The 24,025-nt window shown below is 71.7% G+C and carries 23 protein-coding genes and 1 pseudogene; 11 read left to right on the forward strand and 13 right to left on the reverse strand.

Features of this window, described 5'->3' with window-relative positions:
- Positions 1 to 105: 105 nt before the first annotated feature.
- The 8 genes from KR546_RS01335 to KR546_RS01370 all read left to right on the forward strand — a co-directional run bounded on the left by KR546_RS01335 (position 106) and on the right by KR546_RS01370 (position 5,714).
- Positions 106 to 456: a YciI family protein gene (locus KR546_RS01335; protein WP_238442888.1), complete on the forward strand. Its 351-nt coding sequence runs from the start codon at positions 106 to 108 to the stop codon at positions 454 to 456.
- Positions 453 to 1,793: an RNA polymerase sigma factor gene (locus KR546_RS01340; RefSeq protein ID WP_238442889.1), complete on the forward strand. Its 1,341-nt coding sequence runs from the start codon at positions 453 to 455 to the stop codon at positions 1,791 to 1,793. Before KR546_RS01335 ends, KR546_RS01340 begins: the two co-directional genes overlap by 4 nt.
- A gap of 34 nt (positions 1,794 to 1,827) precedes the next feature.
- Positions 1,828 to 2,190, forward strand: a complete 363-nt coding sequence (locus tag KR546_RS01345) for a DUF2203 domain-containing protein (protein ID WP_238442890.1) — start codon at positions 1,828 to 1,830, stop codon at positions 2,188 to 2,190.
- A 60-nt stretch (positions 2,191 to 2,250) separates the two neighbouring features.
- Positions 2,251 to 2,712, forward strand: coding sequence for a hypothetical protein (locus tag KR546_RS01350; protein WP_238442891.1), 462 nt, complete (start codon positions 2,251 to 2,253; stop codon positions 2,710 to 2,712).
- Positions 2,713 to 3,924 (forward strand): PQQ-like beta-propeller repeat protein, encoded by a 1,212-nt coding sequence (locus KR546_RS01355; protein WP_238442892.1) that lies wholly within the window; start codon positions 2,713 to 2,715, stop codon positions 3,922 to 3,924. It abuts the gene before it with no gap.
- Positions 3,925 to 3,988: 64 nt separating this feature from the next.
- A complete protein-coding gene (locus tag KR546_RS01360; protein ID WP_238442893.1) occupies positions 3,989 to 4,603 on the forward strand; it encodes a YdeI/OmpD-associated family protein in 615 nt (204 codons plus the stop codon).
- A 120-nt stretch (positions 4,604 to 4,723) separates the two neighbouring features.
- Positions 4,724 to 5,332, forward strand: coding sequence for a DinB family protein (locus KR546_RS01365; protein ID WP_238442894.1), 609 nt, complete (start codon positions 4,724 to 4,726; stop codon positions 5,330 to 5,332).
- An 82-nt stretch (positions 5,333 to 5,414) separates the two neighbouring features.
- Positions 5,415 to 5,714 carry a hypothetical protein gene (locus KR546_RS01370; RefSeq protein WP_238442895.1) on the forward strand — a complete coding sequence of 100 codons (300 nt, stop codon included), beginning with the start codon at positions 5,415 to 5,417 and terminating at the stop codon, positions 5,712 to 5,714.
- Positions 5,715 to 5,783: 69 nt separating this feature from the next.
- On the opposite strand, the pseudogene KR546_RS19875 reads toward KR546_RS01370, so the two are convergent.
- The 8 genes and pseudogenes from KR546_RS19875 to folK form a co-directional block, all read right to left on the reverse strand.
- Positions 5,784 to 6,063, reverse strand: a pseudogene (locus KR546_RS19875) (putative immunity protein); the annotation flags it as partial.
- Between the two features lie 241 nt (positions 6,064 to 6,304).
- A complete protein-coding gene (locus KR546_RS01380; RefSeq protein WP_238442896.1) occupies positions 6,305 to 6,646 on the reverse strand; it encodes a hypothetical protein in 342 nt (113 codons plus the stop codon).
- An 84-nt stretch (positions 6,647 to 6,730) separates the two neighbouring features.
- A complete protein-coding gene (locus KR546_RS01385) occupies positions 6,731 to 6,928 on the reverse strand; it encodes a hypothetical protein (protein ID WP_238442897.1) in 198 nt (65 codons plus the stop codon).
- Positions 6,929 to 7,782: 854 nt separating this feature from the next.
- The gene (locus KR546_RS01390) at positions 7,783 to 8,556 is read right to left on the reverse strand and encodes a TrkA C-terminal domain-containing protein (RefSeq protein WP_238442898.1); all 774 of its coding nucleotides are present in this window, start codon (positions 8,554 to 8,556) and stop codon (positions 7,783 to 7,785) included.
- Between the two features lie 457 nt (positions 8,557 to 9,013).
- Positions 9,014 to 9,844 (reverse strand): class I SAM-dependent methyltransferase, encoded by an 831-nt coding sequence (locus tag KR546_RS01395; RefSeq protein WP_238442899.1) that lies wholly within the window; start codon positions 9,842 to 9,844, stop codon positions 9,014 to 9,016.
- Positions 9,845 to 10,787: 943 nt separating this feature from the next.
- Positions 10,788 to 12,146 carry an HNH endonuclease signature motif containing protein gene (locus KR546_RS01400; RefSeq protein ID WP_238442900.1) on the reverse strand — a complete coding sequence of 453 codons (1,359 nt, stop codon included), beginning with the start codon at positions 12,144 to 12,146 and terminating at the stop codon, positions 10,788 to 10,790.
- Between the two features lie 162 nt (positions 12,147 to 12,308).
- Positions 12,309 to 14,018, reverse strand: coding sequence for an AAA family ATPase (locus KR546_RS01405; protein WP_238442901.1), 1,710 nt, complete (start codon positions 14,016 to 14,018; stop codon positions 12,309 to 12,311).
- A 103-nt stretch (positions 14,019 to 14,121) separates the two neighbouring features.
- On the reverse strand, positions 14,122 to 14,757 hold the full coding sequence (gene folK / locus KR546_RS01410) for a 2-amino-4-hydroxy-6-hydroxymethyldihydropteridine diphosphokinase (RefSeq protein ID WP_238442902.1): 636 nt from the start codon (positions 14,755 to 14,757) through the stop codon (positions 14,122 to 14,124).
- Between the two features lie 87 nt (positions 14,758 to 14,844).
- On the opposite strand from folK, the gene KR546_RS01415 reads away from it, so the two are divergent.
- Positions 14,845 to 16,371, forward strand: coding sequence for an amidohydrolase (locus KR546_RS01415; RefSeq protein ID WP_238442903.1), 1,527 nt, complete (start codon positions 14,845 to 14,847; stop codon positions 16,369 to 16,371).
- 30 nt (positions 16,372 to 16,401) lie between these two features.
- Here the strand turns inward: KR546_RS01415 and KR546_RS01420 are convergent, their stop codons facing one another.
- Positions 16,402 to 16,794 carry a DUF302 domain-containing protein gene (locus KR546_RS01420; RefSeq protein WP_238442904.1) on the reverse strand — a complete coding sequence of 131 codons (393 nt, stop codon included), beginning with the start codon at positions 16,792 to 16,794 and terminating at the stop codon, positions 16,402 to 16,404.
- Between the two features lie 255 nt (positions 16,795 to 17,049).
- On the opposite strand from KR546_RS01420, the gene KR546_RS01425 reads away from it, so the two are divergent.
- A complete protein-coding gene (locus tag KR546_RS01425; RefSeq protein WP_238442905.1) occupies positions 17,050 to 18,492 on the forward strand; it encodes a catalase in 1,443 nt (480 codons plus the stop codon).
- On the opposite strand, the gene folB is transcribed toward KR546_RS01425, so the two are convergent.
- Together folB and folP are read right to left on the reverse strand one after the other, a co-directional pair.
- Complete coding sequence (gene folB, locus KR546_RS01430) at positions 18,489 to 18,845, reverse strand: dihydroneopterin aldolase (RefSeq protein ID WP_274387464.1); 357 nt, start codon at positions 18,843 to 18,845, stop codon at positions 18,489 to 18,491. The two genes, KR546_RS01425 and folB, sit on opposite strands and share 4 nt — an antisense overlap.
- Complete coding sequence (folP, locus tag KR546_RS01435; RefSeq protein WP_238442907.1) at positions 18,842 to 19,750, reverse strand: dihydropteroate synthase; 909 nt, start codon at positions 19,748 to 19,750, stop codon at positions 18,842 to 18,844. Before folP ends, folB begins: the two co-directional genes overlap by 4 nt.
- Before the next feature lie 125 nt (positions 19,751 to 19,875).
- Here folP and KR546_RS01440 point away from each other — a divergent pair, with 125 nt between their 5' ends.
- Positions 19,876 to 20,772 (forward strand): DUF1028 domain-containing protein, encoded by an 897-nt coding sequence (locus KR546_RS01440; RefSeq protein WP_238442908.1) that lies wholly within the window; start codon positions 19,876 to 19,878, stop codon positions 20,770 to 20,772.
- A 27-nt stretch (positions 20,773 to 20,799) separates the two neighbouring features.
- Here KR546_RS01440 and folE read toward each other — a convergent pair whose 3' ends face one another.
- Positions 20,800 to 21,603 carry a GTP cyclohydrolase I FolE gene (gene folE, locus KR546_RS01445; RefSeq protein ID WP_238442909.1) on the reverse strand — a complete coding sequence of 268 codons (804 nt, stop codon included), beginning with the start codon at positions 21,601 to 21,603 and terminating at the stop codon, positions 20,800 to 20,802.
- Positions 21,600 to 23,645, reverse strand: a complete 2,046-nt coding sequence (gene ftsH / locus KR546_RS01450) for an ATP-dependent zinc metalloprotease FtsH (RefSeq protein WP_338019063.1) — start codon at positions 23,643 to 23,645, stop codon at positions 21,600 to 21,602. The genes folE and ftsH overlap by 4 nt, the downstream gene beginning before the upstream one ends.
- Positions 23,646 to 24,025 lie beyond the last annotated feature (380 nt).

Genomic DNA, 24,025 nt, shown 5'->3' on the forward strand with positions numbered 1-24,025 from the left:
GGGAGGGCCGTGACGACAGTCGGGTGGACGGCGCCTCGCCGACCCGGCCCCCGACGCGGGGTCGTGTGCGACACTCGACGCCCCGACCGGGGGAAGGGATCCACCATGAAGTACCTGATCATGCTCTACGACCGCGAGGACCGACCTCAGTCCGAGGACGAGCAGGCGGCCGAGATGCAACGCTGGTTCGCCTACACCGACGACATGCGAAGGGCAGGAGTCCACGTGGCCGGCGAGGCCCTCCTGCCGTCCTCGACCGCGACGACGGTGCGGATCCGCAACGACGAGACGTTGCTGACCGATGGCCCGTTCGCCGAGACCAAGGAGGTGCTCGGCGGGTACTACGTGGTCGACGTCGAGGACCTCGACACGGCCGTCCACTGGGCGGCCCGCGCCCCGTCGACCCCGTACGGCTCCACCGAGGTCCGGCCCGTCATGGAGTTCGAGCAGGAGTGAGCACACGCCGTCGCCACGGGCCGGCGACCACGCCCACGGAGGCGACCCTGGCCCGCACCCTGCGTGCGGACCGCGGTCGCATCCTGGCCGTGGTCGTCGGGGCCGTGGGCGGTGACTTCGACCGGGCCGAGGAGGCTCTCGCGGACGCCCTCGCCGAGGCCGCGCGCTCCTGGCCGACCCGCGGGGTGCCCGACAACCCGACCGGCTGGCTCGTCACCGTCGCACGTCGTCGTGCGCTCGACGCGGTGCGGTCCACGACCCGGCGGCAGCACCGGGAGCGGGCCGACCACGCACGCTCGATCGCACCGACCGGCGCCGAGGCGTTCCGCGTCGTCGAGGAGGCGGGTGACGGGATGCTGGAGGACGGCCACGTCGACGACGAACTGCGGATGGTCTTCACCTGCTGCCACCCGGCCCTGAACACCCCGGCACAGGTCGCCATGACCCTGCGCTACGTCGCCAACCTCACCACCGACGAGATCGCCCGCGCGTTCGTCGTCGCCCCGGCCACGATGGCCCAGCGCATGGTCCGTGCGAAGCGCAAGATCCGCGACGCCGGGATCCCGTTCCGGGTGCCGGCGGACCACGACCTGCCCGACCGCCTCGCCGGCGTGCTGGCCGTGGTCTACCTGGTCTTCAACGAGGGCTACGTGGCCACCACGGGCGAGGACCTGCAGCGGGTCGACCTCGCGGACGAGGCGATCCGGCTGGCCGGCCTGCTGGCCGAGCTGATGCCGGACGAGGCCGAGGTCGGTGGCCTGCTCGCGCTGTTGCTCCTGACCCGTGCCCGCGCCCCGGCCCGGGTGGACGACCGGGGCCGGCTCGTCCGGCTCGAGGACCAGGACCGGCGGCAGTGGGACCAGTCGATGCTCGCGGCGGGCCGCGAGGTGCTCGAGCGGGCCCTGCGTCGCGGCACGCCGGGTGCCCACCAGGTCCAGGCCGCCATCGCGGCCTGCCACGCCGACGCCGACAGGTGGGAGGCGACCGACTGGGCGCAGATCGACCTGCTCTACGGGGAGCTGCTGGCCCGCGCACCCTCGAAGGTCGTCGAGGTGAACGCCGCCGTCGCCCGCGGCCACGCCCGGGGGCCCGAGGCCGGCTGGGCGGCCCTCGCGTCCCTGCGCGAGGACCCGACCCTGCAGCGCTGGCCCTACCTGCACGTGGCCGTCGGGGAGTGCCTGGCCGACCTCGGCCGCACCGACGAGGCGGTGCGGGCACTGGCGCGGGCCCACGACCTCACCACCAACCCGGCCGAGCGTCGCCATCTGGCGGCTCGCGTCGCCACGTTGCGTGCGGGGCCACCGGGCCGGTCTCCGGGCTCGACGTGGCCCGCCTAGGGTGGAGGCTCCTCGACCGTGACAGGAACGCCGCGTGGCGCGGACCTTCAGCCTCGACGAGGCCAACGCGCTGGTGCCCGACATCCGTGAGCGGGCGAGCCGGCTGGTGGCCGTGCGCGCCGACCTGGTCGGGGCGACCCGCGCCCACAACTCGGGACAGGACGTGGCGATCCCCGACATCAAGGCGCTGGAGGCCACGATGGGTGACCTCCTCGACGGGTTCCGCGCCTGGGGGCTGGCCGTCCAGGGCTACGCCCCGTTGCTGCTGGACTTCCCGAGCACGCGCGACGGTGACGACGTCTTCCTGTGCTGGCTCGAGAACGAGCCCGAGGTCGCCTGGTTCCACGCCGTCGACCAGGGCTTCATGGGTCGGCGACCGCTCGCCGCGGACCAGTAGCCTGCCGGACGGCCCCCCGGCGGCCACCGTCGTGCCGCCCCCCGCCCGCGAGGAGCCGTCATGGCCAACCGCAAGCCGGTCGTCCCCGACGCCGACATCCGCGAGCTCCGCAAGGACTACAAGGCCCTGATGAAGGCCGAGCCCTCACCGGAGCACGCCGCCGAGCTGGCGGTGTTCGTCCGTCACGCCCACGAGATGCGCCAGCTCAACATGGCGATGCACACCGGCAGGATGTGCCTCGACGAGGACCCCGACGACCCCACACTGCTCGTCGACGCCTACGTCGTGGACCGCGACGAGGACGAGGAGGCCCTCCGCGACCTGCTCGACCTCGCCGACATCGGGCGCTACCTCGACCGCGACGACATCCGCACCACGGCCGAGGAACGCTTCGACACGCTCGCCGGTGACTGGATCCGCAACGCCACGGAGGCCGAGCAACGTCATCGACTGCGGACGCTGACGTCGATGAAGGACCGGGCCTACGCCGACGCGCTGCGGGACGCGGACCGGTTCGCCTAGGTGGCGCTCCGCGTCCGGCACGCGACGGATCGACCCCCGCGGTGGGCTCGGACGCGCGCGCCGGTCCGGCTGCTCGCCCTGGTCGCATGCGCGCTCGTCGCCATCACCGGGTGCCGAGCGGACTCGGACCCGGTCGACGTCGAGGACACGTCCGCCACGTCGACCTTCCGGGACGGGCCGGACCGTCCCGGACGGGTCCGCGGGACGATCGCCGACGAGCCGGCGTCCACCTGGACCGTCGACGGCGACGAACCGGTGATCGCCTCCCCGGTCGTCGTCGACGACGCCGTCGCGGTGCCGCTCGGCGACGACCAGGTGGTGCTGGTCGAGGCCGCCACCGGGCGTGAGCGGTGGCGCGTCGACGTCTCGCCCACCGAGGCCTCCGCGACCCTGCTCGGCAGCCACTTGGTCGTGGCCGGCCTCGACGGCACCGTCACGACGCTGTCGGTCGTCGACGGGTCGCCCGGATGGACGACCGAACTCGGTGCCCGAGTGCGCTCCTCGCCCCTGCTCGTGGACGGACGGGTCGTCGTGGGGACGGGTGACGAGGTGGTGGCGCTGGGGGCCGTCGACGGCCGCGAGGCCTGGCGCACGGCGTTGGCGGGTCTGATCGACGGATTTGTGGCCGTGGCCGGCGACCTGCTGGTCGTGGGTGACACGGCCAACACGCTGTGGGGGCTGGACGCGGCGGACGGCACCGTGGCCTTCGAGGTCTCGCTCGGGCCGCTCGCCGACGACACCTTCGTGGACGGGATCGCGGCGACGCCGGCGGTGGCTGGTGACCGGGTCATGGTGGCCAGCACCAACGGCCGGCTCGTCGCCGTCGACACCGACGGGGGCGAGGTCGCATGGGACACCGACCTGGACGGACCGGTCTACGCATCGGCCGCCCTGGACGGCGACGGGGGCGGCTGGATCGCCACGGCCACCGGCACCGTCGCGGCCTTCGAGGTCGCCGACGGGTCGACCGCGTGGGAGGTCGACGTCGGGGACGCGGTCTACGCCTCGCCGACCCTGGTCGAGGGTCCCGACCCGGTCCTGCTGGTCGTGGAGGAAGGGGGCTCGCTGGTCGGGCTGGACCCGTCCGACGGCGGCGAGCGCTGGCGCGTCCCGGTCGGCACCGACGGCAACTACATGGCCTCGACCCCGACCGTCGTCGGCGACACCGTCGTGGTGGGCACCAACACCGGCGACCTCGTCGGGATCCGCTGACCGCCGACCCGGACGATCCGGACACGCGGCCGTGGCATGCTGGGCTCGACCCGGAGGTCCTGCCATGGGCGACGTCCCGCCGACCGCATCCGACCACCCCGACACGTGGAGGTTCGGCTACCCGATCTACCACCCGGCGGACCGGGCGGCGTGGCGTGCTTGGCTGCTCGCGCACCAGGACGACGATCGTGGGGTGTGGGTCGCGACCTGGCGGACGCCCACGGGCCGCGACACCGTCGCCTACGACGCCGTGGTCGAGGAGGCCCTGTGCGTCGGCTGGGTCGACTCCACCGTCAACGTGCTGGACGAGGAACGGCAACTGCAGCTGGTCACCCCCCGCAAGCCGCGCTCGACCTGGGCACGCACCAACAAGGTGCGCGTGGCACGCCTCGAGGCCGACGGGCTGATGCGGGAGCGCGGTCGCCGGGCCATCGAGGTCGCGAAGGCCAACGGCTGGTGGGAGATCCTCGACGACGTCGAGGACCTGGTCGAGCCCGACGACCTCGCGACCGCGCTCGACGCCGTGCCGGCCGCGCGGGAGTCCTGGGACGGCTTCCCGCCGTCGGCGCGCAAGCAGATGCTGTTCTGGGTGGTGACCGCCATGCGCAGCGAGACCCGGCGCGGCCGCATCGACCAGGTCGTGGCGCAGGCGGCCGAGGGCGAGCGCGCCCGCGGGTGACCTGCCCACCGGCCGTCCGGGTCGACCGGCTCGGTCCGCCGCCGGTCACGGCCGATCCGGACACATCCCGTCCGGAACACCCGCCACACTGCCTCTCCTCCCCGATGACAGGACACCTCCATGTCCGAGCGCGACACCTTCGTCCTCGCCGACGTCGAACTGGCCCGGGTGGTCGACCGGATCACCGACGGCCAGTGGGACCAGCAGCTGCCACCGGAGTTCCCGACCCTCGGCGACCAGACCTACACGGTCCGCGAGATCGTCGGGTACCTGGCCTACGACGAGGCCTGGGTGCCGGCGATGGTGGCGGGGCAGCGGATGGAGGAGGTGGGCGCGGACGCCTTCGGGGAGCCGATCGGTGGTGACCTGCTCGGCGACGACCCGGCCACGCGCTACCGGGAGCTGGTCGACACGTCGATCGAGGCCATCACGGCCCTCGACGAGGAGGACCTCGACCGGCGCGTCGTGCACTTCACCTACGGCGATCACCCGGCCCGCGAGGCCATCGCCCACCTGGCGACCTTCCGCGGGCTGCGGGTCCACGACCTGGGGCGTGCGCTCGGTCAGGACCACCCCATGTCCGACGAGCTCGTCACGGGACTCTGGGAGATGCTGGTGCCCCGCTTCGAGGAGTACCGCGCCGCTGGCGTGTTCGGCGAGCCGGTCGAGGTGGGCGGCGACGCCACGCTCACCGCGCGGCTGCTGGCCGCCACCGGTCGCCAGCCCTGACCTCCCTGGGCCACGGCCGCCCGACGAGCGCTGCCGTCGGGTTGACTGGCACCTGGTCGATCGGGTGGCGCGAGGAGCAACCGTGGCGGACAAGGGTGACGAAGTCGAGGTCAGCGCGCTGGCGATCAACGTGGCGATCCCGGACGCGTTGCAGTGGGAGGCCACCCGGCGCGACCGGACGTTCCGCCTCACCACGCTGAACGTGCGGATGCTCCCCGACGGACGGCTGGCGAGCAAGGCCTACGGGCGCCCGGTCGAGGGTGGCCGCAGTGGCTACACGTCCTTCCCCGTGCCGGACGACCCCGACCTCACCGCCCTCGTGGCCGCCGGCGCACGACGCGCCGCCGAACGCTGGGCGGCCGCCCACGACCGGATGCGATGACCCCGGTGGTGCCCGGCCGCCTTGCCTCCACACCACCCACGACCGATCGGGCAGCGGCGATGCCTGATCGGCCAGCGCGAGGGCCTTGATCGCGTAGGCCGCCGCCCCCAGGTCGTGGGCGGCGACGTGGGCCACGACTGCGGCCTGGCCTACGGCGAACGCCGCGTGCCGGGCAGCCCCGTCAGTGGCCTGGCGGCCGCGGGTCCGACGGGCTGACGTCTCCCGAACAAGCCTGCAGGACCAGCTCGGCGCAGGTGGCCGCCCACAGCGCGAGCAGGTGATGGTCGGCGTCAGTGAGGGTCCCACCACGCCGGATGGTGGTGAGGCGAGGGTCACGCGCCTTCGGCAGATCACGCCGACCCCTCGTGGTCTCCGCGACGTCTCACATACCCAGCGCCCCCAAGCCATCCGCGTGCAGGATGCCACTTGGTGCCTCCCCAGGGATCTTGGAGAGAGAGAGCGGTGGATCCCAGAGAGTTCGTCGGCGCACTGGAGAGTGGCGAGAGCGGTGGCTACCAGAGGGATGGGTCTGGGGCATCGAGGTGGCCTGCATGACCGGGGCTTCCCCGGCGAGCCCCGAGTTGGCACGGTCACCCGATGATCACGCCGTCCTCCACCGCGAAGGCGCGCACGTCCAACGCTTTCACCAACGAGGTCGCGGCCTGCCGGCACGCGTCGACGTCTCCTCGACAGTGCATCGCGAAGTGGTCAACCGGATCGCCCGGCATGTTGAGCTCGATGTCGAACCCAGGCCCTTCCCAACGGACCCACGCGGGCTCGCTGTCGTTGATCGTGCCGATGTCGAGGGCGTCGGCGATGCGGACGACCGAGGCTCGGTCAAGTTGAAGTGGCGTCGGTTGAAAGTCGTCCGGGATGTCTTTCGGACGGCTCGCGTTGAGGGGGATGTCCTGAATGAAGACGTCCCAGCTCACGTCAGTCCCAATGGCCCGGTCGTTGGCCATGCTAGGTGAGAGAGGATTCCGCGCGTGCCGGCAAAGTGGATAGAGCTGCGGATCTCAGAGGTCTGAACGAGGCGCCGGATCCGGCTCCTCCTTCGCGCGGGAGCCGAGGAGAAGACCGGTCGCGACAAGGGCCATGGCGAGCGTGATCAATGCAGGGCCCCAATCGGCTTGCATGATTGCCCGCACAAGGGCTGCGACCCCGAGGAGGCTCGCGACAGAGATCAAGATCGCACGACCCTTGGACATCTTCATTGCGTCTCCTTCTCGTGCCGCAGGGTAGAGGCCTGAGCTGATGGGTTCGGGCGGATCCCGGGGCCGGCCGGCTCCGGGGAGGGCCGTGCGGAGTGTCGATACCGGACAGCTACCAGAGGTTTCGTGACCGGTCTAGAAAGTCTCGGGAGCGGTGGCTACCAGAGGTCTTGCGGCCCCCCGCAGCCCGCACCTTCGCGGGACCTCCCGGCAAAGGAGATACAGCGGCCACCGTCCGCGCGAACTGCCATGGCCCTGGGAGGTCTAGGCTCGCTGCCTGGAGATGCGATGACTCGAATCCTGCGCGGCGGACTTGTCGGAGGGGCGGCGGGCCTTGCCACTGGACTCCTGGGTGAGCTTGCAGTTCTGCTGGTGGTCGAGGTGTTCCCAACTGACGTGCTCATTGCTGGCTTCGCGGTGATCTGGGCTGTTCCTCTGGGTATCGCCGTCGGCGCAGTGACCGCTTGGCGAGGGTGGTTCGATCGTTGGCAAGCCCGTGCTTTCGCCTCCGCGATCCCCGGACTCCTTGCCGGCTTCACGGCCGTACGGATGCAATGGGCAGCGGTGTAGCTGACGGAGCCAGAGTGAGGAGTATGGGGATCGGGTGATAGCAGAGGGCGCCAGTTGCTGATCAGTCCGCTACGGAGCGATCCTTGCGACGTCGAGGAGGACTCGGACCCACCGTCGTACGGGCCCGAGACAAGCGCTCTCACAACCGATCATGGGGTCGCCACTTCATCAGGACCGCACCAGGCAACCCGGCCCTCCGCCTCCCTCGCTCCATGAGGAACCGTCGTTGTCGCCTGCGCTGCCATGGCGCAGGTGGCGCAGATGCAGGGCGTGGAGCTACACCGGGTTCAGGTTGCGCCCGCGGCTCGTTCGCCTTGCTGTTGCTCCTGGATCAGGGTGTCGTGGCGGGCCTGTGATGCATCGTGCGCGTCATCGCCGGAGGCCCCCCCCTGTCGACGATCGAGCTCATCGATGGTGCGGTCCTGTCCGTACAGAAGCACCGTGTCGCCGGGGTGCAGGCGCGTGCGGGGCCTCGGTGCCCCGACGTAGCGGCCGTCGGCGCGTTGCACGCCCAGCACCACGACACCTTCCTCGGGCAGGTCGAGGTCCTCGAGGGGCACGTCGACGATCCAGTCGTCTTCCTCGATGTGCAGCTCGCCGACCTTCCAGTCGTCCGACAGGTGCAGCAGATGTTCGTAGTCGCGGACCTCCAGCTCGGTGAACCGGTCAAGAAGCCGCTCGATGAGCCGCGAGACCCAACGGTCGACCACGCGACTACCACCGATGGCCCACAACGCCGCGACCCCGCCGACGAGCGCGACCGGGACGGCCCCGGCGGCGCCCTGCTCGAGACGGGACAGCGACACCACCAACGTTGCGAGCGAGGTGACCAGCCCGGCACCGCCCAGCAGGATCAGCAGCATCACGATCCGGCGACGCACCGGGTGGTTGACCACCCACTCGGCCTCGCCGGTCGTGAACCCCGCACCCGAAAACGCCGACCGTGCCTGGAACCGCGCTGCCTGGCGGGACAGGCCCGTCATCGTCAGCGCAACGGTCGCGGTCCGGGTCACCACCATGGACAACGCCACTGCCGTGAGGAAGTACAAGACCGTCCGCATCGCCATCCCTTCGATCCACCACTGGACCGGCACGCTAGAAGCGCACAGAGCCTCAGGTCACCGGCTCACGTCCGTCACACGCCGCACGCCCGACCGTGGCTGAAACCACCGAGGGTCCTGACATGTCGAACATGGTCGCACCGCACTGGGCACGTCACGGCCGCTTCGGAGTGCTCATCACGAACGGCCAAGAGGGTCGGGAGCGGGTGGATCTCCAAGGTCTCGCCTACGATTCGAGACTGTTCAGAGCGGGTTGCTCGCCGAGGTTTCGGCCCTACCGCCGAAAGTGTCGAGAGCGGGTGCTACCAGAGGTCTTGCGACCTGGACGCGGCGTTGATCGCCAGACGCCGAACGTCGCGCCTGCCATACGACGGTCGGACGGTCCCAGCCGAGGTCCTCGCACTGCTCGACGCCGACCGCCTGGTGGTGGCCGCCAGGCCGCGAATGAAGACGCGACTCAGTCGCCGCGGCGAAACGCCCCCATCACCTGGTGCAGGCGTCCCTCGCGGTAGTTGCGTTGCACGTTGTGCCGCTTGCGCTCGTGGTCCTCGCCCATCACCAGGTGGGTGCCGAGCACCGGCAGTGCCGCATCCACCTTGCTGTTGTGCTGCGCGTACCAGGCGAGCGCGTCGTCTGTGGTGTCGCGCCACTCGGTGGTGACGAAGCCCGCGGCCTCCACCACACCGCGCAAGTCGTCCGGGCTCACCAGGTGGCTGGCGGCGGGATCGGAAGACCACGGCGCCGGCAGGTGGCACGGGCCGCCCGCACCTTGCGCCAGCTCCTGCAGCACGAAGCGCCCACCGGGTTTCAGCACGCGGTGGATCTCCCGGTACAGGCGCGTCTTGTCGCTGATGTTCATCTGCATCTGCATGGTCCAGGCCAGGTCGAAGTGGCCGTCGGGCAGCGGCAGCGCGGTGCCGGAACCGGTTTCAAGGCGCACCTTCGGCGAGAGCCCGGTGAGCTCGCTCAGCCAGTTGCCCACCTCGCAGAACTCGGGCGTCAGGTCGATGCCGGTGACCTCGCAGCCGAAGGTCTCGGCCAGATAGCGCGCCGGTCCGCCGAGGCCCGAACCCACGTCCAGCACCCGCTCGCCGGACACCGGCGACGCCAGTGCCGCCAGCTCGCGCGTGGCGAGGCGGCCCCGGGAGTGGAACTCGTCCACCGGCGCCAGGTCGCCGGTGGTGACCGCGCGCAGGTCGACACCGGCCGCAGTCAGGCCTTGCTCGATGCGCTGGCGTAGCCCCCCGTCGCCGTAATGGGACACCATCGCGTTCGGGTCGTCGCTCATCCGCCGCGCTCCGTTGGATCCGTTGCCCACAGGGTGCCAGAACGGGAGCCGATTGCGAGGATGGGAAACCGCGGCCGGATTGGATCGCGAGCGACGGCGATTTCGCCAACGCCTGCCGCATCGCGCCCGACGGTGCCCGTCCACAGCTGCGGATCTTCCACGCCGACGCCGGCGTCTTCGCCGACGCCGGCGGCCTGAAGTTCCGCTACGTCAGCCACCTCGAGCACCAGACCGCTCGCGCGGTCGGACTGGCGGCCGACCGAGCGTCGAGGAGCCGATCGTGACCATGACCGACCCGCACCCCCCGGGGCTGCGCTGCCCTTCCTGCCGCGCAACGCTCGGCACGACGCTGCCACCACGCTGCCGTGCGTGCAGCGTGCCGGTCGGCGGCCCCACAGGCCGACGGCTCCTCGACGTCGATGCAGCGCCTCGCGACGCTGTCCGCCGAGCGTGTCGACCTGCTCGGCCGTCTCCGGCGCGAAGCCGGACCGTCGGCCACCGACCCGGCAGCGGGCGCGGCTGCGAACGCGACCCGTCCGCCGGTGTCGACCGCTCCCGCCGCCAGATCGCAGGTCCGCACCCGATCGCGCCGTACGGCCGGGCCGGTGCGCCGCTGGTTGTCCGCGGCGGGGCCGCAGACCCTCCTCGCTCTCCGAGGGCCTCGCGGGCCGGTCGCCGAGGTGGCGCTATCCCCCGGATCTCCAATGGCCAGCGACGTGGTAGCGACGTCTGGCGTGAGGTCCGGCACGAGACAGTGGGCCAGTCAATGGCTCGGTCGAAGACGGCGGGGAGTTGCCTTCAACGCCGCTTGACACGACTTCCCGACCCGCCCGGCGGCGCCGCCAACCCCCACTCGTCACGAGACAGCTTCCGCACCACAATCGGCATCCTTCGGATGCCGCGGCGAGCCGCCGGTGGTCGCTTGGGATGGGGGGATCTGGAGCTAGGGGGACGGACCGGTGTCCGGTCTCAGTCGGGGTCGTCGGGAGAGGTGGGGCCGACTTGGTTGACGGATGCGGTAGCCGGTCGTGGGCACGGTCCAGGTGCGGGTGCCGTCTCGGTGCCGGGTCAGTTGCCAGTCGCCCCTGGACTTGGCGTTGTTGAACCGCCTGGACAACAGGGTGAGGTTGGGCGCGTCGGTGGCCCCGCCGGAGGCCCAGCCCTGGACATGGTCGACCTCACACAACGGTCCGGGGGTGGTGGAGCCGGGGGCGGTGTCGTGCAGGTCACGGGCGATGATCGCGTCCCGCAGCCACCCGTCCACGTGACGGCGTCTCCGGCCATAGCCGACCACCTCGCCACAGTCGTCGAACAGGAACACTCGCGCATCGGCACCAGCGACGTCCAACCACTTCCGGGCGGTGGCGGATGTGACCTGGATGCGGCCGCCGAGCCGGTTGAGCACCCACGCGGGTGCGGAGCCGTCCAACAGTGCTTCCACCGAGCAGGTCAACGACACCGCGGGGCGGCCAGGCGTGGTGGCCGCCGTCGTGGGATCGCCGGCAGGCAGCGGCGCGAGCGTGGCGGCATCACGGCCGGTCAACAACTCGAACATCGCCTTGGCGCGGCGGGAGGCGTTGCGGCCCCGGACCTGCCAGGCATGGCGATGGGCAGCCGTCAGTTCAGCGTCGCTCATCCCGGCGGTGTCGGTGTCGTCAGGATGGGGTTCGGCTTCGAACGGAAAGCGGTCGTCGGCACGGTTGTCGATGGCCTGGGCCGCCCAAGGGAAGTGGTCGGCGTCCAACTCCGCGAACAAGGTCCCGGAACCATCCAGGCGGCCGGCCAAGACGGTCCGGTTGGACTCGACCGGCTCGGACTCCTTGTCGAGGGCACGCTGCTCGACGAGCTGGGCGACCAGCCAGTCGACCTCGTGGACCAACGCGTCGGCCTCGAACTCGACATGTGCCCGTGCAAGCTGCCCGACCAGGGCGTCGACCTCGTCGCGCCCTGCGACGTCGACGCGGCCGACGGCGGTGATGATCGCGCGGACCTGCGACCACGAGATCAGCCCGTCACGGAAGGCCTGGCGGACGGCGGGCATCCGCACCAGGGTGGTGGCGGCCCGCAGCAGGGCGGTGCGTTCGAACCGGACCATCCGCGCCGACTGGGACAACACCAGCTCGACCGCGACCCCGAGCGCTTGGTCGGTCGCGCCGGACTCCACGACCCGCACCAGGTGTTCGACCAACTGCACGGTCAACCGGTCGACCAAGTGGGCCGTCTCCAACAACTGACCGACCGCCGCCTGCGCCGGCGACCGGGACCAGTCCAGCTCGGCGACCTCGCACGGCGACGGGGCCACCCCGGTCGGCACCGGAACCGACCGATCGGGCGGCGGTGGCGAGTTCTGAGCGGGATTCAATGTCATGACACGACAGTATGCACCTACTGTGACAATCCAGACCTTCTCAGTTCGTTCCATGTGCACGCCGCGCACTCCTTGACGACGTGCCCGACCTGGCCGTCAGGACGACTCCTGCTCCACCACGGTCAGGTGGTCGATCGCGCGGCTGGCGGCGATGAACAGGCCGGCCGGGCCGTGTTCACGCCAGATCTCCTCCGGGGCCACGACCACGACGTGCGGCCACTCCAACCCGACGGCCTCGGCCGGGTCCAGCCAGTCACTCCCGCTGGCCCGATCGATCCGTGACACCGGTGCGATGACCGCCGCTTCGGGATCGTCCGGAAGGTCGTCGACCCGGTGCACGGCGCCTCCCGCGGCGGCGGAGCGCACCTCCGGAGGCGGCTGGCCGTGGTCGGCCCAGAAGGCATCGATCCAGGCCGCGATCGACGACGGCAGGCGCAGGCTGGTCGACAGGGACACGGCCTCGGCGTCACCCAGCCATGCGGCCGCGTCGCCACCGGCGAAGGACTGCAGCGGGTCCCCGGAGAGCAGGACGGTGGTCGCCCGACGTCGCAGCAACGCCAGCACGACATCCGGGAGACGCTGGTACTCGTCCACGACCACGAGGTCCCAGTCGGCCCGATCCGTGCGCGGGGATCCGTCGAGCAGGCGACGCGCGTAGGCGGTCGCCGCCGCACGGATCGGCCGGGCCAGGCCGGTCGAGGCCCCGACGGCACGCAGCAGGTCCGTCGGCGTCGTCGCGGGGCGCAGCGACTGGCAGGCCGCCTCGGCGGCCCGGCGTGAGGACTCGCCCGGGACGAGCTGCTGGTACTCCTCGACGACGGCCGCCGCCAGGGCACGGCTGCTGTCCCGGTACGACTGGGTGGCCGCGCGGGCCCGCACGGCCAGCACCGAGGCGATCTCGTCGGCCGGGACCTGGCCCAACGGGTGCGGCACGGGGCGGTCGGATGCCAGCAGGTCCCGGCGGGCGGCGAAGGCCGCGTCCAGAGCCCGGGGCAGCGCGAGGTCGCCGTCGTCGGCGGACGCGGGCGGCGTGACCTCGTCGGACACGCCGAGGTGCGCCAGGATCCGCGACTGCGGGACCGGGACCACCGAGGCCGTGCCCAGGAGTCGGGTGAGCGCCTCGGCGCGGCGGGCGAGCCGGGTCGTGCCCGTCACGAACAGCACCCGGTGGCGTGACGGGAGGTCCGCCGACAGCATCCGTCGCGCCAGCTCGACCATGACGATGGCCGACTTGCCGCTGCCCGGGGGCCCGGTCAGCACGACGTCCCCCGGCGCCGCGGTGATCGTCGCGAGGGCCCGACCCTGCTCCTCGGTCAGGGTCGCGAGCGGATCCGACATCCGGTCCTGCACGGCCGCGGCCCGCATCCGCGCACGGATGGTGTCCGCCAGGGCGGTGTCGTCGGCGGTCAACCGGTGCAGCGCCACGGAGCCGTCAGGGTGCTCGGTGGCCAGCAGGCGGTCCGGTGCGAGCAGGTGCCGCTGGCCGGCCGGGGCGTGCCACGGGACGAGCACGACCTCCTTGTCGGGGTCCAGCACCGCCATGCGCCCGACCACCGGATCCCCGTCGGCACCGGTCGCGACCACCAGCGCCGAGCCGTTCGTCCGCATCTCGTCGACCTGGAGCAGGAAGTCGTTGAAGGTGCGGGCGACCAGGGCGTCGTCGGGATCACCCGTCTCCACCAGCCGGCCCACCGCCTCCTCGCGACGCGCAACGGTGGCCGACAGCAACTCGCGTGCCGCCGCGATGCGCTCCTCGACGCGTGCGACCACGCCGGGCGCGACCTCGGCACCGGCCGTGGAGGGCATCAGGGCACCGATCGTCACGAGGGGCAGGCTCGACCACACGACGGTCGAGGGAGCCCCGCAGCCTAACGTGGCCACCGGACCGCGGTCAGATCCACCCCGCAGCTCAGACCCGCCCGGACCGGTCGGCGCCACCGCGTTCGTCCGGGGTGTCCCCGGCCAGCCACGCCGCGCCCCCTTCGGGCCCGGCCGGGCGCGCGATCCGCTGGCGGCCCGGGTGCTCGGTCAGGCGGACGTGCAGGTCGATGCCGGTGATCGGGGCCAGGTCCTGCAACATCCGGGTCAGCCGGGTGCCGTCCGGCAGGCGGCCCCCCGGGAGCACCTCGGACAGGGGCACGAGCACGAACGCGCGCTCGGCCAGCCGGGGATGGGGGACGACCAGGTCGGGCGTGTCCATCTCGACGTCGCCGTAGAGCAAGATGTCGAGGTCCAGCGTCCGCGGGCCCCAGCGGACCTCCCGGGAACGGTCCCGCCCGAACGCCGCCTCGGTGGCCTGGAGGTCGGCGAGCAGGTCGGCCGGGCGCAACGTCGTGTCGACCAGGACCACCGCGTTCAGGAACGGGTCCTGGTCGACACCGCCCCATGGGGCGGTCTCGTACACACCTGACACGTCCACGACCGTGATCCCGTCGGCGTCGTCCAGCGTCCAGGTCGCCGCCTCGATGGTGGCCAGGCGGTCGCCTCGGTTGGTGCCGAGCCCGATCGCGGCGCGCACCGGCACCCTGTCGAGGTGGTCCGCCATCGTCGACCTCCGGTCGTCGGGGGTCGATGCTACGCAGAGACAGGGTTAGCCTCGGCCGCCGAGTGCACGAGCCGAGCCGGGGGTGGCATGACCGAGGACCTGTTGGTCGTCCACGACGTGCGCCGGCCCGGCGAGGACCAGCCCCTGGACCTGGTCGTCGGGGGCGGCCGGATCCGGGCACTCGGACCGGCCGGGAGCGCGCCGACGACGGCCGACGTGGACCGGATCGACGCAGGGGGCCGGATCGTCGCCCCCGGGCTGTGGGACATGCACGTGCACGTCGGGCAGTGGGCGCTGGCGCGTCGACGCCTCGACCTGTTCGCCGCGGACTCGGCCGACGACGTCGCCACCCGCATCTCGGCCAAGCTCGCGGACGGCACCCATGTCGGCGAGTTCCTGGTCGGGCGCCGGATGCGGTCGGCCCTGTGGACGAGCCCACCCCATCGCGACCTGCTCGACCGGGTGGCCCCGGACGTGCCGGTCGTCGTGACCAACATCGACCTGCACACCGCGTGGCTGAACGGGGCCGCCCTGGCACGGTTCGGACTGGCGGATCACCCGACCGGCGTGCTGCGCGAGGCGGCGTGCTACCGCGTCGTCGAGGCGCTCGCGGACACCTCACTCGGTGAGCGGGACGAGGCCGTCGCCGCAGCGCTGCAGGACGCCGCCGACCTCGGTGTCGTGGGCGTCAAGGACTTCGAGTTCAGCGATGCCGTGGCGGACTGGCTGCGACGGGTCGACCGCGGCCTGCCACCGGTCCGGGTCGACACGAGCGTCTACGCCGCCCGGCTGGACGACGCGATCGACCGTGGCTGGCCCACCGGGACCGTCGTGCCCGGGACCGGCGAACGGGTCCGGGCCGGGCACCTCAAGCTGTTCGTGGACGGCGCGCTCAACAGCGGCACGGCCCTGTGCCACGAACCGACCCCGGGCATGGGCTCCGGCAGCGACGACGACCACGCCGCCCGTGGTGCCGGCAGTCCGGACGACGACCCACGCGGTCACCTCGCCACCCCGCCCGACGAGCTGCGAGCCCTGATGGCACGCGCCTGGCAGCACGGCATCGCGCCGGCCGTGCACGCGATCGGGGACCTCGCCGTCACCATGGCGCTGGACGCCTTCGACCACGTCGGCTGTCCGGGGCGGATCGAGCACGTCCAGTTGGTCGCCGACGACGACCTGGGTCGCTTCGACCGGCCCGGCCTGGTCGCGTCCGTGCAACCGACCCACGCCACCGACGACCGCGACGTGACCGACCTGCGCTGGGCGGACCGGGCCGGCCGCGCCTATCGGTTCGCCGACCTGGTGGCCGCCGGCGCCCGGCTGGAGTTCGGCTCCGACGCACCCGTGTCGCCGCTGGACCCGTGGGCGGCGATCGCCGTGGCGGTCGAGCGCACCGACGACGACCGTCCCGCGTGGCACCCGGAGCAGGCCCTGGACCGGGCCACGGCACTGGCCGCGGCCACCCGCGGCCGCACGAGGGTCACCGTCGGTGACCCGGCCGACCTGGTCCTGCTCGACGACGACCCGCTGGCCTGCGAGGTGTCGACCCTGCGGGCCGGGCCGGTCTGGGCCACCATGGTGGCCGGCACCTGGAGTCGAGCTCCCGACTGACAGGCCGGACGTGCCACGATGGAGTGGCCGTCAGCCGGACAGCCTCGCGAGGGCCCGGTCGAGGCGAGCCCGGGCGTCCTCGGCGATCGGTCGCACGGACTCGCCGGCGACGTCGAGCATCGCGTGCGGATCAGCCGCGACGACGTCGGTCCCACCGTCCGAGTTGGCACGCAGCAGGACGTTGCACGGCAGCAGTGCCCCGATGTCGGCGTCCAGTTCGATCGCCCGACGGGCCAGCGGCGGGTTGCATGCCCCCAGGATCGTGTAGCCGCCGACGTCCTCGCCGAGCTTGGACTGCAACGTCGCCTGCACGTCGATCTCGCTCAGGATCCCGAAGCCCTCCTCGGCCAGGGCGTCGCGGACCCGGCCCTCGGCGTCGGCCAGGTCGGTGTCGAGCGTGGTGGTGATGGTGTAGGCACCCATGTGGTCCTCGTGGTCGTCGGTCGTGGTCGTCGTGCCTGTCGCAACGCGCCGTGCCCGGTCCGACTTCCGACGAGGTGTCCCGCGATCGGGACACGGCCGGTCCGTCCGGTCGGCAGTGTCAGCCGGTCGGGCCCCGTCGATACGGTCGACGACCTACCGGACGACGTCCTGGCCGGTGTCCTCCGGGCCCGTCGAACACCACGACGCCCTCGGACCAACCGACCTGCCCCGCAGTTCTGCGACAGAGAGACCACCGTGACCGAGCAGCGCCCGCCCACGACCACCGATGCCGGGATCAGGGTCCCCAGCGACGAGTACTCGCTGACCGTGGGACCCGATGGCCCCATCCTGCTCCAGGACCACTACCTCATCGAGCAGATGGCCAACTTCAACCGGGAGCGCATCCCGGAGCGCCAGCCCCATGCCAAGGGCTCCGGGGCCTTCGGGCACTTCGAGGTGACCCAGGACGTCAGCCAGTGGACCAAGGCCGCGGTGTTCCAGCCGGGCACGACCACCGACTCGCTGATCCGGTTCTCGACCGTGGCCGGGGAACGTGGCAGCCCGGACACGTGGCGGGACCCGCGTGGGTTCTCGCTCAAGCTCTACACCACCGAGGGCAACTACGACATGGTGGGGAACAACACGCCGGTGTTCTTCATCCGTGACCCCATGAAGTTCCAGCACTTCATCCGCTCCCAGAAGCGGCTGCAGGCCAATGGGTTGCGTGACCACGACATGCAGTGGGACTTCTGGACGCTGTCGCCCGAGTCGGCCCACCAGGTCACCTGGTTGATGGGTGACCGCGGGATCCCCAAGACCTACCGCCACATGAACGGCTACTCGAGCCACACCTACATGTGGGTCAACGCCGCCGGCGAGCGCTTCTGGGTCAAGTACCACTTCAAGACCGACCAGGGGATCGACTTCCTCACCCAGGAGGACGCCGACCGGATCGCCGGCGAGGACAGCGACTTCCACCGCCGGGACCTCTACGAGTCGATCGAGTCCGGCGACCACCCCAGCTGGACGCTGAAGGTCCAGGTCATGCCGTTCGACGAGGCCGCCGACTACCGGTTCAACCCGTTCGACCTGACCAAGGTCTGGCCGCACGACGACTACCCGGTGCACGAGGTCGGGCGCCTCACGCTGGACCGCAACCCGGTCGACTTCCACACCCAGATCGAGCAGGCCGCCTTCCAGCCCAACAACCTGGTGCCGGGGATCGGCCCGAGCCCGGACAAGATGCTGCTCGGCCGCCTGTTCTCCTACGCCGACGCCCACCGCGCCCGGCTGGGGGTCAACTACACCCAGATCCCGGTCAACCGACCGCAGGCACCCGTCAACAGTTACAGCAAGGACGGGGCGATGCGGGTGGACAACGTCACCGACCCGGTGTACGCGCCCAACTCCAAGGGTGGGCCGGCCGCGGATGCTCCCTACGTCGAGAAGTGGCACGCGGACGGCGAGTTCCTCCACGCCGCGTACACGCCCCATGCCGATGACGACGACTTCGTCCAGCCACGCGCGCTGGTCAACGAGGTCATGGACGACGCCGCCCGCGACCGGCTGGTGTCCAACGTCGCCGGCCACCTCGCCGACGGCGTCTCCGACGAGGTCCTGCAGCGCGCCTTCGAGTACTGGCGCAACATCGACAAGACCATCGGCGATCGCATCGCCGACGAGTTCGACCGCGCCTAGCGGCTCGGGCGGGCGCGGGTGATCGTCACCGCGACCTCGGCGACGGGCACCGTCACCGGGGCCGACGGCTTGCGAACGGTGACCGTGACCTGCCGGACCGCGTGGTGGCCGAGGACGACGTCGGCGATCCGGGCCGCGAGTGCCTCGATCAGCTGCACGGGCTCGCCCGACACCACCTCGTAGACCTGGTGGGCGAGCCGGCCGTAGTCCACCGTGTCGGACAGGTCGTCGCTGACCCCGGCGGGGACCAGGTCGACCCCGACGTCCAGGTCGACCAGGAACTCCTGGCCGAGCTCGCGCTCGTGGGCGAGGACGCCGTGGTGGCCCCACGCCCGGATGCCCTGCACGGTCATGTGGTCCACGGACGTCCTCCTGGTCGGCCGCTCGGGGCAGTCATGTCGGTCGGGACACGTCGCACGGCGAGGGCCACGGCGACGGCCTGGCGGGTCGCCACGACGTCGTGCACCCGCACGACGCTGGCGCCGTCGACCACGGCCATCGCGGCCCCGACCGCGGACGCAGGATCCCGGCGGCGCGGGTCCGGTTCACCCGTCAGGGTGGCGAGGAAGGACTTGCGACTGAGGCCCACCAGCACCGGACCGATGCGTGCGAGGTCGGGCACCGCCCGCAGCAGCGCGAGGTTGTGCTCCAGCGTCTTGCCGAACCCGATGCCCGGATCGATCGCGATCCGTCCGGGTGCCAGGCCGGCGGCGACCAGCGCGTCGCGCCGTCGAACCAGGAAGTCCGACACGTCGGCGACGACGTCGTCGTAGGTCGGGTCGCTCTGCATGGTGCGAGGCGTGCCCTGCATGTGCATCAGCACGTAGGGCACGTCGCGCGCGACGACCAACGGCCACAGGTCGGGGTCGAAACGCCCGGCCGAGACGTCGTTGACGATGACGGCGCCGGCATCCAGGGCCGCCTCGGCGACGGCGGCCTTGGTCGTGTCCACCGACACCGTCACCCCGTCGTCGGCGAGCGCGCGCACCACCGGCACGACGCGGGCGATCTCGGTGGCCGCGTCGACCGACGCGGAGCCTGGTCGGGTCGACTCTCCCCCGACGTCGACGATGTCGGCGCCGGCGGCGACCAGCTCGCGGGCATGGGCGATGGCGGGGGCGGGGTCGCCGTCCACGGCGAAGGCCAGGCCACCGTCGGAGAACGAGTCCGGGGTCGTGTTCACGATGCCCATGACCGCCGGACGCGAAGGACCGAAGTTCCGACGGTCGTCCGGGTCGGCGTGCACCTGCCAGGTCATCGGTCGTCTCGGGGGTCGAGGCACGCCTCCCACGGTACGCGGCGGGTGGGGCTCGGACCGGACGGTCCGGACGGCTCCGGACGGCGGGTCTACCGTGCCGACGAGGCGGACCGGAGGCGGACACCATGACGTACTCGATCGTTGCACGAGACCCGGAGTCCGGCGAGCTCGGCATGGCCGTGCACAGCCGGGTGTTCGGGGTCGGTCGGGCGCTGCACCACGTCCGCGGTGGGGTGGGCGCCGTCAACAGCCAGGCCATGGCCCTGCCGGCCCATGCGACTCGCACGCTCGACGGGATCGCCGCCGGGGCGACGGCCGCCGAGGCCCTCGAGGACTCGCTGTCCCGCGACGACGCACGGGAGCGTCGCCAGGTCATCGCCATCGACGTGGCCGGTGGCACGGCCGCGCACACCGGCAGTGCGTGCATCGCGAGCGCCGGCCACCACGTCGGCCCGGACTGGGTCGTGGCCGGCAACATCCTGGCCGACGACGGCGTCGTGGAGGCGATGGTCGCGGCGGCCGAACGTGACACCGACCGGTCGCTGCCGCGGCTGCTGCTGGAGGTCCTGCAGGCCGCCGAGGCCGCGGGCGGGGACGCGCGCGGCAGCCAGTCGGCGGCGATGCTGGTCGCGGGACCGGACCACACGGGCGACCCGCTCGTCGACCGCGTCGTGGACCTGCGCATCGACGACCACGTCGCCCCGGTGACCGAGCTCGGCCGACTGCTGGCACGGGCGGAGGCCGGTCACGTGTTCGAACGGGCCGAGCGCCTGCTCGGTGACGGGGAGCCCGGACGCGCGGCCGAGCTGTTCGGCGAGGCGCTCGACGCCGTCGACCGTGACCCCGAGTTCGTCGTGTGGACCGCACTGTCGTTGGCGGGCGCCGGGGACGAGGCGGGTGCACGCGACCTGGTCGCCACGCTCCACGACCACCCCGACGTCGCCCGCTGGCAGGACTTCACCCACCGCCTCGCCGCTGCCGGCATGGTCGACCCCGACACCGCCACCACCTGGTGGACCTGACCCGTGAAGGCGGGGCAACCGCTGGAGCTACCGACCGGCCAGGAGGGAGAAGGCCTCGGCGCGGGTCTTGGGGTCGTCGCGGAACCGGCCCCGCACGGCCGAGGTGACCGTCTCAGCGCCGGGCTTGCGGATGCCGCGCATCTCCATGCACAGGTGCCGGGCCTCGACCACGACCATCACCCCGCGCGGGTCCAGCTTCGACTCGATCGCGTCGGCGACCATCGTGGTCATGCGCTCCTGCACACCGGGTCGCTTCGCACACACGTCGACCACGCGGGCCAGCTTCGACAGCCCGGTGATCGCCCCGTCCTCGTTGGGGAGGTAGGCGACGTGGGCGTGGCCGAACCACGGCAGCAGGTGGTGCTCGCACTGGGAGTAGAACGGGATGTCGCGCATCATCACGATCTCGTCGTGGCCCTCCGCGAAGACCGCCGAGATGACGTCCTCGGGGTCGACGAGCAGGCCGGCGAAGATCTCGTCGTACTCGCGCGCGATCCGGTCGGGGGTCTCGGCCAGGCCCTCGCGGTCCGGGTCCTCGCCGATGGCCTCCAGCAGCAGCCGGACGGCACGGCGGATCTTGTCGTGGTCGAACTCGCCACGGGGCTCGACGTTGGTGACGGCCTTGACCCGCGCCCGTGACGAGCGCCGGTCCTCCTCGGCCGCGTCGGCGTCCCGTGTCGGCTCGACCAGATCCACCGGGGGCCGGGTCGACTCGGACTGGCCGTCGACCGACGGCCCGCCGTCGCTCGCACCCACACCGTCGCTGCCCGGGGCGGTGCCGTCCTGCCGGTCGACCAGGCCGGTGGCGTCCCCGTCGGGCGGGGACGTCATGCGTCGTCCGACGACGCCGGCATCTCCTCCGGCGTGGGCTCGGTGCCCGGTGCCGACCAGTCGCGGTCGTGGTCGTGGCCGTTGCGATGGCCGTTGCCCGTCCCGTTGGTGCCCGGCGCCAGCCGACGCAGCAGCTCGATGACCCGGTCGGGTCCCTGGCCGTCGGGCGGCACGAGCGCTCGCGAGGGCCGGAGACGCACGGCGGCGAGGATCTCCTCGAGCCGATCGCCCTCGAGGGTCTCCTCCTCCAGCAGTGCACGTCCCATGGTCTCGAGGACGTCGTCGTTGTCGACCAGGACCTGGAGCGCCTCGTCGTGGGCGTGGTCGAGCATGTGGCGGATCTCGAGGTCGATCTGCTCGGCCACGCGCGCCGAGTAGTCCGGGGTGTGCCCGAAGTCCCGGCCCAGGAACGGCTGGGAGTCCTTCTGGCCCAGCAGGATCGGGCCGAGCCGGTCACTCATCCCGTACTGCGTCACCATCTCGCGGGCCAGCGCAGTGGCCTTCTGGATGTCGTTGGACGCCCCGGTCGTGACGTCGCCGATCTTGATCTCCTCGGCGACGCGCCCACCCAGCATCATCGCGAGCTTGTCGGTCAGTTCGCCACGGGTGTTGTAGGACTTGTCCTCGGTGGGCAGCGCCATGGTGTAACCACCGGCGCGTCCCCGCGGGATGATCGTGATCTTGTGCACGGGGTCGTTGTGTGGCAGGGCGTGGCCCACGATCGCGTGACCGGCCTCGTGGAAGGCCGTGATCGTGCGCTCCTTGTCGCTCATCAGCTTGGTCTTGCGCTCCGGACCGGCGATGACCCGGTCGATCGCCTCGGCCAGCTCGGCCTGGGTGATCTCCTTCTTGCCGAACCGGGCGGCCAGGATCGCCGCCTCGTTGACGAGGTTTGCCAGGTCGGCGCCGGTGAACCCGGGGGTCTGGCGGGCCAGGACCTTCAGGTCGATGTCGTCGGCCAACGGCTTGCCACGCGAGTGGATCTTGAGGATCGCCTCACGCCCGAGCAGGTCGGGACGGTCCACGGTGATCTGGCGGTCGAAGCGTCCGGGACGCAGCAGCGCCGGGTCGAGGATGTCGGGCCGGTTCGTCGCGGCGATCAGGATCACCGCGGTGCGCTGGTCGAAGCCGTCCATCTCGACGAGCAGCTGGTTGAGCGTCTGTTCGCGCTCGTCGTGGCCGCCGCCCATGCCTGCCCCGCGGTGGCGCCCGACGGCGTCGATCTCGTCCATGAAGATGATCGCCGGGGCGTTCTCCTTGGCCTGTTCGAACAGGTCACGGACCCGGGAGGCACCGACACCGACGAACATCTCGACGAAGTCAGAACCCGAGATCGAGAAGAACGGGACACCGGCCTCACCGGCGACCGCTCGTGCGAGCAGGGTCTTTCCGGTCCCGGGCGGGCCGAACAGCAGCGCGCCCTTGGGGATCTTGGCCCCCATGGCCTGGAACTTCTGCGGGTTCTCGAGGAAGTCCTTGATCTCGCGGAGCTCCTCGATGGCCTCCTCGGCGCCGGCCACGTCGGCGAAGGTGACCTTCGGGGCGTCCTTGTTGACCATCTTGGCCTTGGACTTGCCGAACTGCATGACGCGGCCGCCGCCGCCCTGCATCTGCTGCATGAGGAAGAAGAACAACCCGAAGATCAGCACGAACGGCAGCATGTTGATCAGCAGGGTGACCAGCGTCGAGTTCTGCTCGGGATTGACCCGCAGGTCCTCGATCTGGCCCTGGGCGACCAGGTCACCGATCTGGTCGCCGTTGATCGCCTCGGAGTAGGTGGTGGTGAACGGCACCCGGTCGTTGCCGTCGCGGTACTCGCCGGTGATCGAGAACGAGCGCAGCCCGACCTCGACGCCCGGCGTCTCGTTCTCCTGGGACGCGGCGACGAGCTGGTCGCTCTCGGCCAGCTCGAGGAAGCGGGTGACCGGGATCTCCTCGGGTGCCGAGGCGGAGTTGAACACGCTGACGGCGAAGAACATGACCAGGACGAGCACCACGATCCAGAGGAAGGGTCCGCGGAGGAGGCGCTGGGAGGTCTTCACTGGGGTCTTGCCTTTCCCGGTGACGCCGCCGGTGACGTCGTCCGGCTGGTGGGGCCGGCGAGGACGCGGGGTCGTCGCGGCGGTCGAGCCCGTGGGACAGGGCCCGAATGGGGACCGAATCGCCGTGGAGCCGGGGTACGGCGGCTCGGTTCGGGTGAATGGACAGCGTATCAGGGGGGCGCGCACCGGCCCTGCGGCGGGTCGTGGTGCGGAGGTGCAACGACGCGGCGAGGTCGGTTGTTCCTGCCGCGTCGCGAGGGTCCCGCTCCGGGCATCGGCACGGGGACGACGCGACAGGGGAAACCCTACGATCCGGACCTGAGGGTCGGCTGAGGACCACGCCACCTCCCGACCCCGCCGAGCCCGACCAGCCCCCACCA

Origin of the sequence: Salsipaludibacter albus, from assembly GCF_019798055.1 — a bacterium.
Classification (GTDB): Bacteria; Actinomycetota; Nitriliruptoria; order Nitriliruptorales; family Nitriliruptoraceae; genus Salsipaludibacter; species Salsipaludibacter albus.